This window comes from Nostoc linckia z4 (assembly GCF_002608075.1).
In the GTDB taxonomy this organism is placed as follows: domain Bacteria; phylum Cyanobacteriota; class Cyanobacteriia; order Cyanobacteriales; family Nostocaceae; genus Nostoc; species Nostoc linckia.
Genome location: NZ_LAHA01000005.1, coordinates 1 through 16,863, shown reverse-complemented (window position 1 = coordinate 16,863; position 16,863 = coordinate 1). Strand labels below are relative to the sequence as shown.

General features: G+C 42.2%; 9 protein-coding genes. 5 read left to right on the top strand and 4 right to left on the bottom strand.

Annotation, left to right across the window (positions count from 1 at the left end; translation table 11 throughout):
- Nucleotides 1-128: 128 nt before the first annotated feature.
- Nucleotides 129-2,585: an ATP-dependent Clp protease ATP-binding subunit gene (locus tag VF06_RS06665; protein WP_099069407.1), complete on the bottom strand. Its 2,457-nt coding sequence runs from the start codon at nt 2,583-2,585 to the stop codon at nt 129-131.
- A 410-nt stretch (nt 2,586-2,995) separates the two neighbouring features.
- Between VF06_RS06665 and VF06_RS06660 the strand changes: the two genes are divergently transcribed.
- The gene (locus VF06_RS06660) at nt 2,996-3,292 is read left to right on the top strand and encodes a DUF3288 family protein (protein WP_099069397.1); all 297 of its coding nucleotides are present in this window, start codon (nt 2,996-2,998) and stop codon (nt 3,290-3,292) included.
- Nucleotides 3,293-3,532: 240 nt separating this feature from the next.
- On the opposite strand, the gene VF06_RS06655 is transcribed toward VF06_RS06660, so the two are convergent.
- The gene (locus tag VF06_RS06655) at nt 3,533-4,975 is read right to left on the bottom strand and encodes an ATP-binding protein (RefSeq protein WP_099069398.1); all 1,443 of its coding nucleotides are present in this window, start codon (nt 4,973-4,975) and stop codon (nt 3,533-3,535) included.
- Nucleotides 4,976-5,049: 74 nt separating this feature from the next.
- On the opposite strand from VF06_RS06655, the gene VF06_RS41940 reads away from it, so the two are divergent.
- Complete coding sequence (locus VF06_RS41940) at nt 5,050-5,226, top strand: hypothetical protein (RefSeq protein WP_180267338.1); 177 nt, start codon at nt 5,050-5,052, stop codon at nt 5,224-5,226.
- On the opposite strand, the gene VF06_RS06650 is transcribed toward VF06_RS41940, so the two are convergent.
- Together VF06_RS06650 and VF06_RS06645 are read right to left on the bottom strand one after the other, a co-directional pair.
- Entirely contained in the window at nt 5,198-10,492 is a 5,295-nt protein-coding gene (locus VF06_RS06650; RefSeq protein WP_099069399.1) for a trifunctional serine/threonine-protein kinase/ATP-binding protein/sensor histidine kinase, read from the bottom strand. The genes VF06_RS41940 and VF06_RS06650 overlap by 29 nt on opposite strands.
- A 228-nt stretch (nt 10,493-10,720) precedes the next feature.
- Entirely contained in the window at nt 10,721-11,215 is a 495-nt protein-coding gene (locus tag VF06_RS06645; RefSeq protein ID WP_099069400.1) for a pentapeptide repeat-containing protein, read from the bottom strand.
- A 245-nt stretch (nt 11,216-11,460) separates the two neighbouring features.
- Between VF06_RS06645 and gcvT the strand changes: the two genes are divergently transcribed.
- The 3 genes from gcvT to gcvP all read left to right on the top strand — a co-directional run bounded on the left by gcvT (nt 11,461) and on the right by gcvP (nt 16,512).
- Nucleotides 11,461-12,597: a glycine cleavage system aminomethyltransferase GcvT gene (gene gcvT / locus VF06_RS06640; protein WP_099069401.1), complete on the top strand. Its 1,137-nt coding sequence runs from the start codon at nt 11,461-11,463 to the stop codon at nt 12,595-12,597.
- A gap of 406 nt (nt 12,598-13,003) precedes the next feature.
- Nucleotides 13,004-13,393, top strand: a complete 390-nt coding sequence (gene gcvH, locus VF06_RS06635) for a glycine cleavage system protein GcvH (RefSeq protein WP_099069402.1) — start codon at nt 13,004-13,006, stop codon at nt 13,391-13,393.
- 191 nt (nt 13,394-13,584) lie between these two features.
- Nucleotides 13,585-16,512, top strand: a complete 2,928-nt coding sequence (gene gcvP, locus VF06_RS06630; RefSeq protein WP_099069403.1) for an aminomethyl-transferring glycine dehydrogenase — start codon at nt 13,585-13,587, stop codon at nt 16,510-16,512.
- Nucleotides 16,513-16,863: the final 351 nt, after the last annotated feature.

The following is a 16,863-nucleotide window of genomic DNA, read 5'->3' as shown; positions in this document are numbered from 1 at the left end:
AATACCAGAGGGGGAAAGTATAATACCATTTCACTTGATGTTTGTCTGAGATGCCCCTGTTTCTCTGCCTAACCAATAGGCTTGAGTGTTCCTAAAATATTACCGCAAAAAGTGATTAGGTATAAATATTAGCCAACATTTGCCAATAGCAATTCTCTTTTGGTTGATTTTTTGACTCTTACTTGAGAGTCATCATCAACATCAACCATCGCTGTGTCTCCATCTACAATTTCACCAGACAACAGTGCTTCGGCCAGAGAATCTTCCAACAGGCGCATAATTGCCCGACGTAATGGTCTAGCACCATAGCTGGGATTATAGCCTTCTTGTACCACAAGCTCTTTGAAGCGATCGCTAACTTCTAAAGTGATTCCTTTTTCTGTTAAGCGGTTAGCAACATCACGGAGCATGATGTCAGCAATTTGCTTGACTTCATTCTTAGAAAGCTGGGTGAAGACAATAATTTCATCGAGACGGTTGAGGAACTCAGGACGGAAGTAAGCTTTGAGTTCTTCATTCACCAAGTTGCGGATGCGGTTGTAACTGGCGTTTGCTTCGGTATCAAATTCAAAGCCTAAGCCACTACCACCTTTTTCAATCACCTTGGAACCGATGTTAGAGGTCAAAATAATCAAGGTGTTTTTGAAGTCTACTTTTCGACCTTTGGCATCAGTCAGTTGACCGTCATCCAAGATTTGCAGCAGCATATTGAATACATCGGGGTGGGCTTTTTCGATTTCGTCGAAAAGCAACACTGTGTATGGTTTGCGCCGTACTAATTCAGTTAACTGTCCGCCTTCGTCGTATCCTACATAACCAGGAGGCGAACCAATTAATTTGGAGACGGTATGGCTTTCCATGTATTCAGACATATCCAAGCGAACCATCGCTTCTTCCGAACCAAAGAAATAAGCAGCCAAGGCTTTAGCTAACTCTGTTTTCCCAACGCCAGTGGGGCCAGAAAAGATAAAGCTAGCGATGGGACGATTGGGATTTTTTAAGCCGACACGGGCGCGACGGATGGCGCGAGATACGGCTGTGACTGCTTGCTCTTGGCCGATAAGCCGTTGGTGCAGGGTGTCTTCTAAGTGCAGCAGCAACTCTGATTCAGATTCAGTCAGCTTATTCACTGGTACGCCAGTCCAAGAAGCCACAATTTGAGCGATGTCTTCTTCGTCAACGATGGCAGCGTTGACAATTTGCTCATTTTCTGCTATTTGAGCTTGCAATTGAGCTGTGAGTTGCAATTCTTGGTCGCGCAGTTGTCCGGCTTTGTCAAAATCTTGAGCTTTGACAGCTGCTTCTTTAGTTTTGGTAACGTTAGCGAGTTCGCGTTTGAGTTCTTTATTGGTAGAACTTTGAGAGTTCCGCAGGCGGACGCGGGAGCCAGCTTCATCAATTAAGTCTATTGCTTTATCTGGCAAAAAGCGATCGCTAATATAGCGGTCTGACAACTTGGCTGCTGCTACCACTGCGGCGTCAGAAATTGTGACTTTGTGGTGTTGTTCGTAAGCGCCGCGCAAGCCGTACAGAATTTGTATGGTTTCCTCTACTGAAGGTTCTCCCACCATAATCGGTTGAAAACGACGCTCTAGGGCGGCATCGCGTTCTATGTGCTTGCGATATTCATCGAGGGTGGTTGCGCCGATACACTGGAGTTCGCCCCGTGCTAAAGCGGGTTTGAGGATGTTAGCTGCATCCAAACCGCCTTCTGTACCACCAGCCCCCACCAAGGTGTGAATTTCGTCAATCACCAAGATGATATTGCCCACAGAACGGACTTCTTCCACGACCTTTTTGATTCGTTCTTCAAAATCGCCACGGAAGCGAGTTCCAGCCACTAATAACCCCATATCCAGGCTGATGACTTGCTTATCTTGTAACGATTCCGGCACATCTTGATTAATAATACGTTGAGCTAAACCCTCAGCGATCGCAGTTTTACCAACTCCTGGTTCCCCAATCAACACAGGGTTATTCTTAGTGCGGCGACCGAGAATTTGCACAGCACGTTCAATTTCCTTCTCGCGACCGACTACAGGGTCGAGTTGACCTGCTTGGGCTAATTTGGTCAAATTTCTGCCAAATTCCTCCATAGTTAGGGTAGTGGTGCGTTTTTGATTACCACTACCACCAGCAAAAGCTGGGGCATTTTCACCCAAACGGCGAATAATCGCGCTGCGGACAGTCTTGAAATCAACTCCTAGATTCTGCAACACTTTAGCGGCAACACCTTCACCCGCCTCAGTTAATCCCAAGAGTAAGTGTTCAGTATTAATGTAATTCTGTCCCAAACTATGAGCTTCTTTAAACGATTGCTCAAAGAGGCTTTTCACCTTGGGAGTAAAAGGAATTTCTGGTGGTACAAAGCCAGAACCCCTACCAATAATTTTTTCTACCTCGCGGCGTGCGTCTTTAAGAGTAACACCTAATTCAGCCAGCACTTTAGCAGCAACCCCAGTTCCTTCTCCCATCAAACCCAGGAGAATTTGTTCAGTTCCTACGAAGTTGTGTCCCAGGCGACGGGCCTCCTCCTGAGCTAGCATAATTACTCTAATGGCTTCGGAAGTGAAGTGTTCAAACATAGCGGGTTCTTGCTCCCTTGCTGCTTCGACTTTGGGTGATATAAAATTCACCCTCATCTAAAGATTTTTGTATTTTCTTATGGACTAATGTAACTTTATTTAAAATTGACTGGCAGTGGTGAGAGCCGTAAGACCCCAGGTGTAGTTGCCGTCTAATGATTAAGTGAGGAGTGAGGAGTTAGGAGTGAGGAGTTAGGAGTGAGGAGTAGTAAGGAGTTCTCAATTTGACAATTAATTTTTCAGTGCAGAAGATGATTTTTTTGCGTTTTCTGCTCCTGTACTCTTGGCTAAACTTAAAAACTAAGACTCAGCACTCCCAACTCCTAACTCCTAACTCCTAACTCCTAACTCCCAACTCCTTACTCCTAACTCCCAACTCCCAACTCCCAACTTATCATTCAGGAATTACGATGAGTGAACCAACGGGCGGTAAAGATCAACAGCACCCTCTTTATAATCGCGATCGTCCCCTTATTGATATCTTACTCGCTCAACAAGCGACAGACTATAATTTGGCAGAATTAGCTAGATTGCGAATTCGCTATCAAGGTTTTCCAGGGGCGAGAGACATTCAAAAAGATTTAGATCGAGTCTTGCAGCAGTGGGGTTTAACCGAAGCCCAACTTTTTGAAAAAACTCGTCAACTGCACGAGATGGGCGGTATATATAAAAGTCGCGGCAAGAAAGAAGAACAGGATTGGAATTAGGGCATAGGGTATGGGGCATGGGGCATGGGGTGATGAGAGGCAACAAGGGAAGTTCATACTGCTTATCCGAACTCTATTAAGATGAGAGGGATGAGGGAGACAAGGGAGATGAGGAAAGCAGGGTAACCAGGGGAGGCTCTTGAGACAGGGAAAGAATAATTCCTAACTCCTAATTCTTAACTCTTAACTCCTCACTCCCAATGCCCCATGCCCCATGCCCAATGCCCCATACCCAATGCCCTATTCCCCATTTTCCACTGGAATGTTGATGGTTAATTCTGTGCCTTTGCCTAATTCTGAGGTGACTGTGAGTTTACCGTTGTGTTTTTCTTCGATAATCTGGCGGGAAATGGCTAATCCTAAACCTGTGCCTTTGCCTACTGGTTTGGTGGTAAATAAGTAATCAAACAATTTTTGCTTGACGTTTTCGGACATTCCTAATCCGTTGTCTTGAATGTGGATTAAGACATGATGTTGGTCTGGAGATAATCTCGTTTGAATTGTAATGCGATTGGGATTGTCTTTGATTTGTCGGAAAGTTCTTTCTTGGTGAGTTTCTTCTAAAGCATCAATGGCGTTGGCGAGGATATTCATAAATACTTGGTTGAGTTGCCCCGGAAAGCATTTTATTGGGGGTAGGTTGCCGTAATCTTTGACTATTTCAATGAGTGGGTGATGTTCGTTGCCTTTTAGTCGGTGTTTGAGGATGAGTAGTGTGCTATCAAGGCCTTCATGAACATTAAAAGGAACTTTGCGATCGCCATCACCTCTAGAGAAGATGCGGAGACTAGCGCTAATACCACGGATGCGATCGCTACCTTCTTTTAAGGAGGAGATGAGTTTGGGTAAGTCTTCTTGCAGGTAGTCTAAATCAATTTCGCTGATGACTTGTTCAATTTCGCCTCCTGGATGGGGAAAGGTTTGTTGATAAAGTGTGATTAATCTTAATAAGTCTTGAATGTAATTTTCAGCAGGTTTGAGGTTGCCTGCAATAAAATTAATTGGGTTGTTAATCTCGTGGGCGATGCCTGTAACTAAGTTACCCAATGCCGACATTTTTTCTTTTTGCACGAGATTGTATTGTGTTTGTTGTAAATCGTGTAATGCTTTAGTTAATTGTGCTGTTTTTTCTTGAATGGTGATTAAATCGCGATATGACCTTAAAGCAGCGATCGCAGTTGTAACTAACTTTTGCCGAGTCAGTTCTACCTTCAGTTTATAGTCATTGATATCATAGTTTAAAATCACCGATTCTTCTGGAGCATCTCCTGGTTGTCCGGTGCGTAAAATCACCCGCACAATCTGATTTTTTAATTCCTCCCGAATATACTGAATTACCCTTAATCCAGCATCATTAGTTTCCATCACCACATCTAATAAAATAAATGCAGTATCCGAGTGTTCTGCAATTAATTTTTTTGCTTCTATTCCCGAAAAAGCAGAGATAAAGGTTAAAGGTTTACCTTGATATGTAAAACTTCTTAAAGCCAACTTTGTCGCCTGATGAACTTCAGCATCATCGTCTACAATCATCAGTTTCCAAGCTTCAGAAGTTTCCTGTATCTGACCTTTGAATTCCAACGAAGTTAATTGAATTTTCTGACTTGTATTATCTTCATCATCTTCAAACAGAAATACTTCATCGTCTGTTGCTGAGAGAGACATGTGGGTATCGTTAACCATTTTCAACTAATTTTGTCATGGAAAATCAAAAACAGGAGATGGGGAGATAGGGCATTGGGCATGGGGCATTGGGCATGGGGTACAAAAGGCTCCAGGAGCAGAGGGGAAAACTCATCTCCCCTGCTCCTTCTACTCCCACCCTGCGGGTTCGTGCTAGCGTCTCTCAAAGAGAAGCTAAAGCTACATCTCCCCAGTCATCAGTCATCAGTCATCAGTCATCAGTTACCATTCCCAACCTAGAGGTAATATGACTGTAAATAGAGTTCCCTTTTTTAGTTCACTGCGAACATCAATAGTACCTTGCAACTTTTGAACCACTAGGTTGTAAACAATATGCAGACCTAAACCACTACCCCCTTGCTGTCTGGCGGTGGTAAAGAATGGCTGAAAAATTTTGTTTAAGTTTTCTGGCGCAATGCCGCAACCGTCATCACTGTATTCAATTACTATGTGGGTGTCTTGTTGTTGGACGTGAATCCGCAATTGTCCTGACTCCCCTGGTTGATAGGCATGAGTTAGGGAATTCATGACTAAGTTGGTGATGGTTTGCGCCAAAGCTCCAGGATAGCTGTTGATGCTCGCTGTTTCATCCCCTGTGACAATTAAGCTATGGGAGGCTTGTTTGAGTTTGGGAGTCAAACTAGTGATAATTTCTTCCAAATATTGCTTGACTAAAAATGTCCGTTGTTCCAAGCTGGTTTGGTCTACAGCTACTTGTTTGAAGCTTTGCACTAATTCTCCGGCACGATTGAGGTTGCTGAGAATTAATTTGGTGCTTTCTTGAGCAATTTCCAAATAATTGTTTAAAACTGAGCGCTTTAAACCTTGTTCCATTGATGCAATCAACAAACGAGTTTCGTCAGCTAAGGTGGAAGCAACTGTAATACTAGTACCCACTGGTGTGTTGATTTCATGAGCAACTCCAGCCACAAGACTTCCCAAAGCTGCCATTTTCTCTGATTCCACAAGTTGCTTTTGGGTAGCTTTGAGATCTTCTAGGGCTTGAGACAATTCTTGAGTGCGTTCGGCTACTTTTTGTTCTAAAGTATTGTACAAAGTAGCATTTTCCAGAGAAATCGCAGCTTGGGAAGAAAGCAGATTTACAATTTCTGTTTGTTCTGGGGTAAATGCTCCGGTTGTGAGATTATTTTCTAAGTAAACAATGGCAATCAATCTGTTTTGATTGAGGAGAGGAAAACACAGAATAGATTTAGGTTGCTGTTGATGAATATAGGCATCGCGGGTGAAGTTGCCTTCACGGGCAGCATCATGCAATACAACAGTATCTTTGGTGCGAATGACATAATCAATAATGGCAGTAGAAAGCATTGCCTCAGTTTGCCAGTGGATAGGTTCTGAAATGTGATTGGCATCTAAATCGATAATTTTTGAGGCGGCAATTTGCCATTTATCTTGTTGCGGAAGTAGTAAATAACCCTTTTCTGCTCCGGCATTTTCAATGACGATTGTCATCAATTTTGTTAATAAAGTATCGAGTTTTATTTCTCGTCCCAAAACCTGAGATGCTTTGATAAAACTCTTGAGGTCTATAGATTTTGATAGAGTAGTACTACTAGTAGAGATAGTTTTAGAGGTGGAAAAGTCAGATTTTTGAGTGCCTTGGGTGAAAAACTCAGGATACCGTTGTTCTAAATCTTTGACTTTTGCTTTAGCTCCCCAGCGAGCGTAATTGTAATAAGCATTAAGTAGATAGTCTTGGGCAATTTTATCTTTACCCCATTGCAAATAAAATCTAGCAGCGAGTTCATTTCCTATGGCTTGCTCGTTTAAATATTCATTTTCTGTGGCTAAAGCAATGGCGATATCGTACATTTCAATTGCTTCTGATTTTTGTCCTAAGACACGATGCCGTTCTGCTTCCACTAAATAAAATTTATGTAAATAATTTATTGGTACTTGCTGGGCCCATTTGTGCATTTGGGCTTGATTAGCTGTGACTTTTTCTAGTAATTTTATTTGTGCTGATGTATTAGCATCACCATACAAAGCTAAGGCTGTCAGGGAATCATAGAAATTGAAAATTGGTACAATCACCATCCCCACTACTGCATCTAGACACTTTTCTAACTCTTGGGCGTTGGCTGTGGCTTGGGGAAAATCTTGGAAAAGATAGGACACAAAAAGCTGACAGCAATAAAAGTGGGCTAGGGCTGTGCGATCTTTAGTTTGCTTTAAGCGGGATAGTATTTGCTGTTGCTGACAAACTACGCTGCTCAAATCATCGGAATTCTCCGGTGTTTGCAGCAAATTCGAGGTTAGTTGCCAATGAATAGCTAAATAATCAAGAGCCGTTTTATTTTGCAATTTACTAAAGGCATGATAGTAGCTAGCAATTTGCTTTTCCAGTTCCACCAAGTTTTGTCCGCACCCCCAGGAATGCAGGCTATCATAGGCAGCACAAAAAGCTGTATGTTCCATATTTCCTTGGTCTCTACCAATTTGATAGGCTTCCCTCAAAAACTTGATGGTTTTCTGGAGTGGTTGTTGCCAATGGCAGATGCTAGCATGAAATGTCAAACTGACGGGACATTTGAGATTTTGAGCATCGTAGCGTTCTAACAAGCTCAAACTCAGTTGACCAAATTGATAGCCTAATGCAATTTCTCCCAAAGCACCACAGAGAATTAAACCGTACATCACATAACCAATTGTTGATAGTGGTGTATTGCCGTGTTCCAGAGATAAATCCACCATCTTTAAAATCAGGAATGGCATTAGCTCATTTGCTTGGCGATAGCTAGATGCCATGATGCCAAAAAGAATTTGCATCGCTGCGAGTTGTTCAGCTTGCTGCATTTGTGGCAAGTTAATTAAGTCTTTGACTTCCCTACCCGCGAGACGATTTGCTGTTTGCTGTAAAACTTGGTTCAATTCTAAGGGACTGAGAGTAGAAGGAAAGTTAATTCCCAAGGCTTGCAACACTTCTAGACCAGTTGTATTAGCTGCTGGTAACTGATTTTGAATGGAAAAGGTTGCAATTTGAAGTTGATAAATTTTCAATTTGTCTAGTAAAGTTTGAGCGTGTTGCAATACTTCTTCTACCCATGCATTCATCTGTGTGAAATCACCACACACAAATGCTGCCTCTGCTGCTGACTCAGATAATGCCAAGGTGAGGTTATAGTTGCTTTGCCAAGAATCTGCTGCTAGTAATTTAATGCCGACTGAAAAATATGCCAAAGCTGCTTCATAAGCAGCTGCTACCTTAGCTTTACGTCCCGCCAATAAATTCAAATTGGCTAATTTATTTCGTTCTTGTTGGTTGTTAATCAAATCTGCACCAATGTTTAATTGATTAACAATTTCAAAAATTTTATCTTCTTGGTCTGCTGCTGATGTATTATTCAACATCAGTCGTCCAATTTTCAAATGAGTTGCTTGTTTTCGGTCTTGGGAAATCAAAGAATAAGCCGCTTGTTGGACGCGGTCGTGCTGAAATTTACAATTAATTTCGCTGGCTTTTTGGGCATCTCGGAAAAATTTCAGATGATATCGATTATTTAAAAAAACAATTAAGCCTTCTTGGAGTGCTGGGAATAAATCATCTAGGACTTGCTTTAGCGATCGCTCATAAATTACAGCCAATGTAGACAAATCAAAATTATTGCCAATACAAGCAGCTAACTGCAAAATTTTCTGGGTTTCTGGTGCTAAATTTACAATTTTACCCATCATTAATTCTACAACATTTTGAGTAATTTCTTTAGCTGCTATTTGTTTTAAATTCCAACACCATTTTCTTTGTTGATAATCAAAATTCAGTAATGTTTCTGTATAAAGACATTTTAAAAATTCAGCTGTAAAAAAAGCATTACCTTGAGTTTTTTCATAAACTAAATTCGATAATCCATGAGTCAAAATGATTGAAGACGACAATGTTTCGGCAATTAAAGCATTCACATCCTTGGGAGTCAGGTTTTTGAGATGAATCTCAGATACAATTCCTCCATCCTTTTGGATTTCGTCAACAGTCATGACCAATGGATGAATTGTATCCACTTCATTATCTCGATAAGCTCCAATGATGAATAAATTTTGAATATCGCCATCGCATAAAATAATCTTGAGCAATTTCAGTGAGGTACTATCAGCCCATTGCAAATCGTCAAGGAATAAAACTAAGGGATGTTCGTTCTGACAAATAGCTTTCAGAAAATTTTGAAAAACAAAATTAAAACGGTTCTGGGCTTCTTGTCCGCTTACTAAAGCCACGGGTGGTTGTTCGCCAATGACAAATTTCAAATTAGGAATAACATCAATTAAAACTTGTCCGTTATTGCCCACAGCATTTAAGATTTTTGCTTGCCATTGTTTTAAAATAGTTTCACTTTCAGTCAAAAATTGATTACACAAATCATTGAATGCATAAGCAATGCCAAAATAGGGAATATTTTTTTGGTACTGGTCATATTTACCAGTAATAAAATTACCGCGTTTAGCTGTAATCGGTTTATGAATTTCATTAACTAAAGCTGACTTTCCCACTCCAGAATAGCCAGCAATTAACATTAGTTCAGTGCTACCATTACTAACGCGATGAAAAGCCGTTAATAGTGTTTCTAATTCTTGTTCTCGTCCGTAAAGTTTTTGGGGAATGATAAAGCGATCGCACACATCTTGCCTCGCCAATGGAAAAACATCAATTCTGCCATTGGTTTGTAGTTGATGCAAACATTGTTCTAAATCTGCCTGAATACCATAAGCTGATTGATAGCGGTCTTCAGCATTCTTAGCCATTAATTTCATCACAATGTCACACATAGCTTGAGGAATTTCTTTTTTGTTAGCAGTCCCCAGTCCCCAGTCCCTTAAAAGTGGCGGCTGTTTGGCAATATGACAATGAATTAATGCTAAGATATCATTTTCTGGAAACGGTAGTTTTCCTGTAAGTAAATTATAGAATGTCACCCCCAGAGAATAGAAATCACTGCGATAATCAATCGCTCGATTCATGCGACCAGTTTGCTCAGGAGAAATATAAGTAATAGTACCTTCTAAAATATGAGGATTTTTGAAAGATTGAGTTTCTCGTGACAGAACATTAGAAATCCCGAAATCAATAAATTTAATTTGTTTTGTATGAGTATTCAAGACAATATTTGCTGGATTGATATCTTTATGGATAATATTAGCAGCGTGAATTTCTCTCAGATTTTTGGCAATAGAAATACCCAATTTGAGAAAATGCTCTAATTCTATTTTTCCAGCCAGTTGCAATTTAGCTAAGGAACTACCACCAAAGTCTTCTAACACTAAGACTGGTCGTTGTTGATGAATTTCCAAAGCGTAAACTTGCACAACTCCTGATAGATGGATATTGTGAATAATCTCATATTCTCGCTGGTAACAAGCAATGCTTTCTGGCGAAGGATAAGCTTCTCGGAGAGTTTTGAGTATTACAGGTTTGTTATCCGCTTCCCGGTAGCCTTTATAGATTACAGAATTGCTGCTTTCATAGATTTTTTCAATAATTTGATAGCCGGAAAGCGTCAGCATAGGTTGGGTACTCCTCAAAAGTGGCTTAATCCTATCGGAATGACTTTGTTAGAGTTAGTGTACCCATCAACTTGCTGGAGTCTTTAGCAGTGGGGAAGGGGAAATTATACAACAGCGCATGGTGGTTGACTGTTGACTGTTGACGGTTCACAGTCAACAATCAACAGTATTGTGTCGTAGGCTAACGCAGCATAAATTAAAATTTATGTCAATAGTATGACAAAAATTTTACTTACATCCTAGAGAATCACGCGTATTTACACCAGTTTTAGAATTGACACCACTTGCCTTTTGACAAAGTTTTTTCACTTGCGTTCCATCTAAAACTGCATTGGTGAAATCAGCGCCAGTAACATCGACATCATTAAATATAGAACGCAGCATCATTGCATCACTTAAGATTGCATCGCTTAAATCAACGTTCTTAAATTTTGCCAGGTAAGCTATGCCATTACTAAAATCCGCACCATGCAGATTTACTCCCTCTAACACAGTACCGTTAAACACAACGCCGCGTAGGTCAGCATTGCTAAAGTTAGCATTTTCCAAATCAATATTAGTAAACTCAGTACCGATTAAACTTTGGCCAGAGTAATCCTTGGTTTGAAAATCATCTCCAGCAGAACGGCTAATGCTGGAAGAACTTGCAGCTTGCGCTGAAAGGGGAAAAACAAAAAGAGCTATGGCTAAGATCAAGCTAGCGAGTATTTGCCGATACTTCATAATGTTAAATTAACAAATCTCAACATTTCTACCATTAACTATTAAACCTTAGTACAGAGTGTTGATTGTTAATTGTTGACTGGTGACTGGTGAGACGAGGGAGATAAATTGCAACAATTATTTCGCCTTGTCTTCTTCGTCTTTGGTTTTTATGCAAAACCTAAAATCGAGAATTCTATATTCTGTCAAACAGGAAAGCATCTCGTAGGATAGAGAGATGTTAAAGTGCGATCGCATAAATACCTGTGGCTAATCAAGAAGATAACGCCCAAACCTTGGCGCGGACTGTTTTATATCAATTGGGTGTAGAACTCAAAGCACGCTTTACTAGCTTTGGTGGTTGGGAAATGCCGGTACAATTTAGTGGCATTAGTCGGGAACACGAAGCTGTGAGAAATGCAGCCGGGATGTTCGATATTTCCCACATGGGCAAATTTACCCTCCAAGGGAAAAACCTCATATCCCAACTCCAGTCTTTAGTACCCTCGGACTTGAGTCGGTTGCAACCTCATCAAGCACAATACACTGTGTTGTTAAATCCCCAAGGGGGAATTATTGACGACATTATTGTTTATTATCAAGGTGAAGACACCAGTGGTACGCAAAGGGTATTGATTATAGTCAATGCGGCAACTACTGGCAAAGATAAAGCATGGCTATTGCAACACCTCGACCAAAATGAAGTGCAATTCCAAGACCTTTCGCCAGAAAAAGCTTTAATTGCTGTGCAAGGGCCAAAAGCTATTCAATATCTCCAACCTTTTGTACAACAAGACTTGCAACCAATCAAAGCTTTTGGTCATCTCCAAGCAACGGTATTGGGTAAACCTGCTTTCATCGCCCGCACAGGCTACACCGGCGAAGATGGATTTGAAGTAATGTTAGATTCTGATGTTGCAGTAGAATTGTGGCAAAGCCTTTATGATGCTGGCGTTATTCCTTGTGGACTCGGTGCGAGAGATACCCTACGGCTAGAAGCAGCAATGGCACTTTATGGGCAAGATATCGATGATACCACCACACCTTTAGAAGCGGGTTTGGGCTGGCTAGTTCACCTAGATACCAAAGGCGATTTTATTGGTAGACCAGTTTTAGAACAGCAAAAAGCTACGCGAGTACAGCGACGTTTGGTAGGTTTGCAAACCCAAGGACGTAACATTGCTCGTCATGGCTACCAAATTCTATCAGCAGGTAAAGTTGTAGGAGAAGTCACCAGCGGTACTTTATCCCCCACACTTGGTTATCCCATTGCTTTAGGCTACGTTCCCACCAAGGTAGCAACTGTTGGTCAACAATTAGAAGTTGATATTCGCGGTAAAGCTTACCCAGCAGTTGTGGTGAAACGTCCCTTCTATCGCTCAAAGAATCGTGTCGCGAACTGATAAGTGCTGAGGATTTTGAGGAATAATGTGTTTTGGGACTTTCAAGTAAAAATATTCCATAAAAGATTGTTGACTGTTGACTGTTGACTGTTAACCGTCAACAGGAGCCAGTGCCTTGGATGGGTTAAGAGGTTTGTACCTCTTTGGGGAAGCAAGCTACGCGCAGCTTCTCCCTTAGGAGAAGCAACTGGCGTTCAACGCTTTAAGCAGAATAATTTATTTTTTGGAGTTCCCTTTCAGTGGTGTCCAGTTTCGAGTAGTAAGTAAAGAAGTGAAAATCACATTTTTTCACTCATGGCTTGGCATCACTTGTATAAGTTAATCAATCTACAGCAAGGTTCATTATTGAATATGGCTTGGATGACTGTTAAGGCAATAAATTGTTCGACAAGGGAGAGGAAGTGATATGTCTTTTAATTATCCTCAAGATTTTAGATACTTAGATTCTCATGAATACGTGCGACTCGATGGTGATATTGCCACCATTGGGATTACTGAGTTTGCCGTCAATGAGTTGGGGGATATTGTGTTTTTGGAACTGCCAGAAATTGGCGATTTACTGACAAAAGGAGAGACATTTGGCACTATTGAATCAGTAAAAGCCGTTGAAGAATTAAATTCACCCGTGACGGGCACAGTAGTAGAACGCAACGATCCTTTGATTGATGACCCCGAACAAATAGCAGATGACCCCTACGGTGAAGGATGGTTTTTAAAAGTGCGCGTCGATGACCTCGATGATGTAAACGATGCTTTGAGTGCTGATGAATACCGCGCTCAAGTAGAAGGGGAGTAGGGAATTGGGCATTGGGCATTGGGCATTGGGCATTGGGCATTGGAAGTAACCAGTGAGCAGTTATTCTCTTTGTCCCCATACCCCATGCCCCATTCCCCAAAAATCAAATTTGGATAAATTGATAAATTACACTAACTTGTTATCAGTATTTGTTGCAAAATGTTAATATACTATCATTTGGAGAGTAATTTGTGGTATCAAATCTCCCTAATATCAAGTCTAGCGATCGCCATCTACTCAACGAAACAAGTCAAAAGTTAAGTAGTTTTGCCCCCAGACACATTGGCCCGAACTTTGATGACATGGAGCAAATGCTTGAAGTCTTAGGGTTTTCTAGTTTAGATGACCTCATCGACCAAACAGTGCCCCAGGCAATTCGCCTCAAGCAACCGCTAAATTTACCTGAAGCAGAAAGCGAATACGCAGCGCTGGCACTTTTAAAAAAAATTGCTAGCAAAAACCAAGTTTTCCGCTCGTATATCGGTATGGGATATTACGACACTATTACCCCTCCAGTGATTGCACGTAATATCCTAGAAAACCCCGGTTGGTATACTGCTTACACTCCTTATCAGCCAGAAATTGCCCAAGGAAGATTAGAAGCACTGTTGAATTTTCAAACCATGATTATCGACCTCACGGGTTTGGAAATTGCTAATGCTTCATTACTGGATGAAGCCACAGCCGCCGCCGAAGCCATGAGCCTCAGCTACGGCGTTTCTAAAAATAAGGCAAATAGCTATTTTGTGTCTTGTGATTGTCATCCCCAAACCATTGATGTGTTGCAGACTCGCGCTCAACCATTGGGGATTAAGATTATTGTCGGCGACCATCAAACATTTGATTTCCAGGAACCGATTTTTGGTGCTGTTCTGCAATACCCAGCAAGCGATGGCACAATTTACGATTACCGCGCTTTTATTGAAAAAGCCCATGCTCAGGGTGCATTGGTGACGGTAGCAGCAGATCCCCTAAGTTTAACTTTGCTTACCCCTCCGGGTGAATTTGGCGCTGATATTGCTGTGGGTAGCACCCAACGTTTCGGTATACCCTTGGGCTTTGGCGGCCCTCACGCAGCGTATTTTGCTACTAAGGAAGAGTATAAGCGATCGGTTCCAGGGCGAATTGTGGGAGTATCAAAAGATGCTCTTGGAAAGCCTGCATTACGTCTCGCCTTACAAACCCGCGAACAACATATCCGCCGGGAAAAAGCTACTAGTAATATCTGCACAGCACAAGTACTACTGGCGGTAATGGCCAGCATGTACGCCGTTTATCACGGGCCCAGTGGACTCAAGCAAATAGCCGAAAATATCCACTCTTTGACGGTATTGCTGGCAGAAGGACTCAAGCGTTTAGGTTATAAAATCGATTCGGAATATTTCTTTGATACCCTGCGGGTAGAACTGGGAACACACAATCTAGAAGATATTCTGATAGCCTCAGAACAACTGCAAATTAACTTACGGATTTTTGATGAAACTGCTGTTGGTATCTCGCTGAATGAAACTACCACAGTAGATGATGTGCTTGACATCTTGGCAATTTTCGCAGGGAACAAAGAACTACCTTTCACCTTGGAAGAATGGTTTGCTCCCCATCTCCCCATCTGCTCATCTCCCCATCTCCCCCTCCCTCGTCAAAGCAGTTACCTAACTCATCCAGTATTTAACCGCTATCACTCAGAAACAGAGTTATTGCGCTATCTCCACAGGCTAGAAAGCAAGGATTTGTCGCTGACAACATCGATGATTCCCTTGGGTTCCTGCACAATGAAGTTAAACGCCACAGCTGAGATGATTCCGGTGACTTGGGAGGAATTTGGCAAGATTCATCCTTTTGCGCCGCCATCCCAAACCCAAGGTTATCAAATTCTGTTTCAGCAGCTTGAAGCATGGTTAGCTGAAATTACCGGTTTTGCGGGAATTTCTCTGCAACCAAATGCAGGTTCTCAAGGTGAATACGCCGGACTTTTAGTAATTCGCCAATATCATCAAAGCCGGGGAGAAGCACACCGCAACGTCTGTTTGATTCCCACCTCAGCACACGGGACAAACCCAGCTAGTGCGGTAATGTGCGGTATGAAGGTAGTGGCAGTTGCCTGCGACTCTCAAGGTAACATTGACGTTGAGGATTTGAAAGCCAAAGCTGAAAAGCACAAGTCAGAACTCGCCGCCTTAATGGTGACATATCCCTCGACTCACGGTGTTTTTGAGGAGTCAATTAAGGAAATCTGTGCAATTGTTCATACCCACGGCGGACAAGTTTACATGGATGGGGCAAATATGAACGCCCAAGTGGGAATTTGTCGTCCTGGGGATATTGGCGCGGATGTCTGTCACTTAAACTTACACAAAACTTTCTGTATTCCCCACGGTGGCGGCGGCCCTGGTATGGGGCCTATTGGTGTTGCTTCTCATCTCGTACCGTTCCTACCCGGACATCCCGTTGTCACTATCGACAAGTCAGGTGGAAAATCTCATCTTGGTGCTGTGGCGGCTGCGCCTTGGGGTAGTGCGAGTATTTTGGTAATTTCTTGGATGTATATTGCCATGATGGGTACAGCTGGTTTAACCCAAGCAACAAAAGTGGCAATTCTCAATGCTAACTACATCGCCAAGCGACTTGAATCTTACTATCCCGTTTTGTATCAAGGGAAAAATGGTTTAGTTGCCCATGAATGTATTTTAGATCTGCGATCGCTCAAAAAATCTGCGGCGATCGAAATCGATGATGTAGCCAAGCGTTTGATGGATTATGGTTTCCATGCACCCACTGTTTCCTGGCCTGTGGCAGGTACAATCATGGTGGAACCAACAGAAAGCGAATCAAAACAAGAGTTAGATCGTTTCTGTGATGCGTTGATTGCTATTCGTCAAGAAATTGCCGAAATCGAATCAGGCAAGGCAGATATCCAAGATAATCTTTTGAAGAACGCGCCCCATACTGCTGAAAGTCTGCTTAGCGGAGAATGGCATCATCCCTATTCCCGCGAAGAAGCCGCCTACCCTGCACCTTGGACGCGGGAACATAAATTCTGGCCTGTTGTCAGCCGCATTGATGCAGCCTTTGGTGACAGGAATTTCGTGTGTTCTTGTCTGCCAATGGATGCTTATTAACCCACAAATTGGTTTGTAGAGACGTAGCATTGCTACGTCTCTACATCGGGTGGTATGACGAAAAATCCTTCAATGAGGCGTGTCATATCATGTCCGGTTAAAGACTTGTTGTTTAGACTGACATGGAGACACGGGGACGCGGTGACGCGGAGAGATTTTATTGTGAAATGGGTGTCTTCACCCGTCCGGGCGGGCAGGATGCCCACCCTACAAGATTTTGTTAATGCACTATTTTAGTCTAGACACGCCAGTAGGTTTTGCGATCGCAAAGCCGAGGTAGGGTGACGCGCATCATGATGCTAAGCGAAAATTTCAAATCATGCCCCCTTTCCCCCTTCCCCCTTCCCCTTT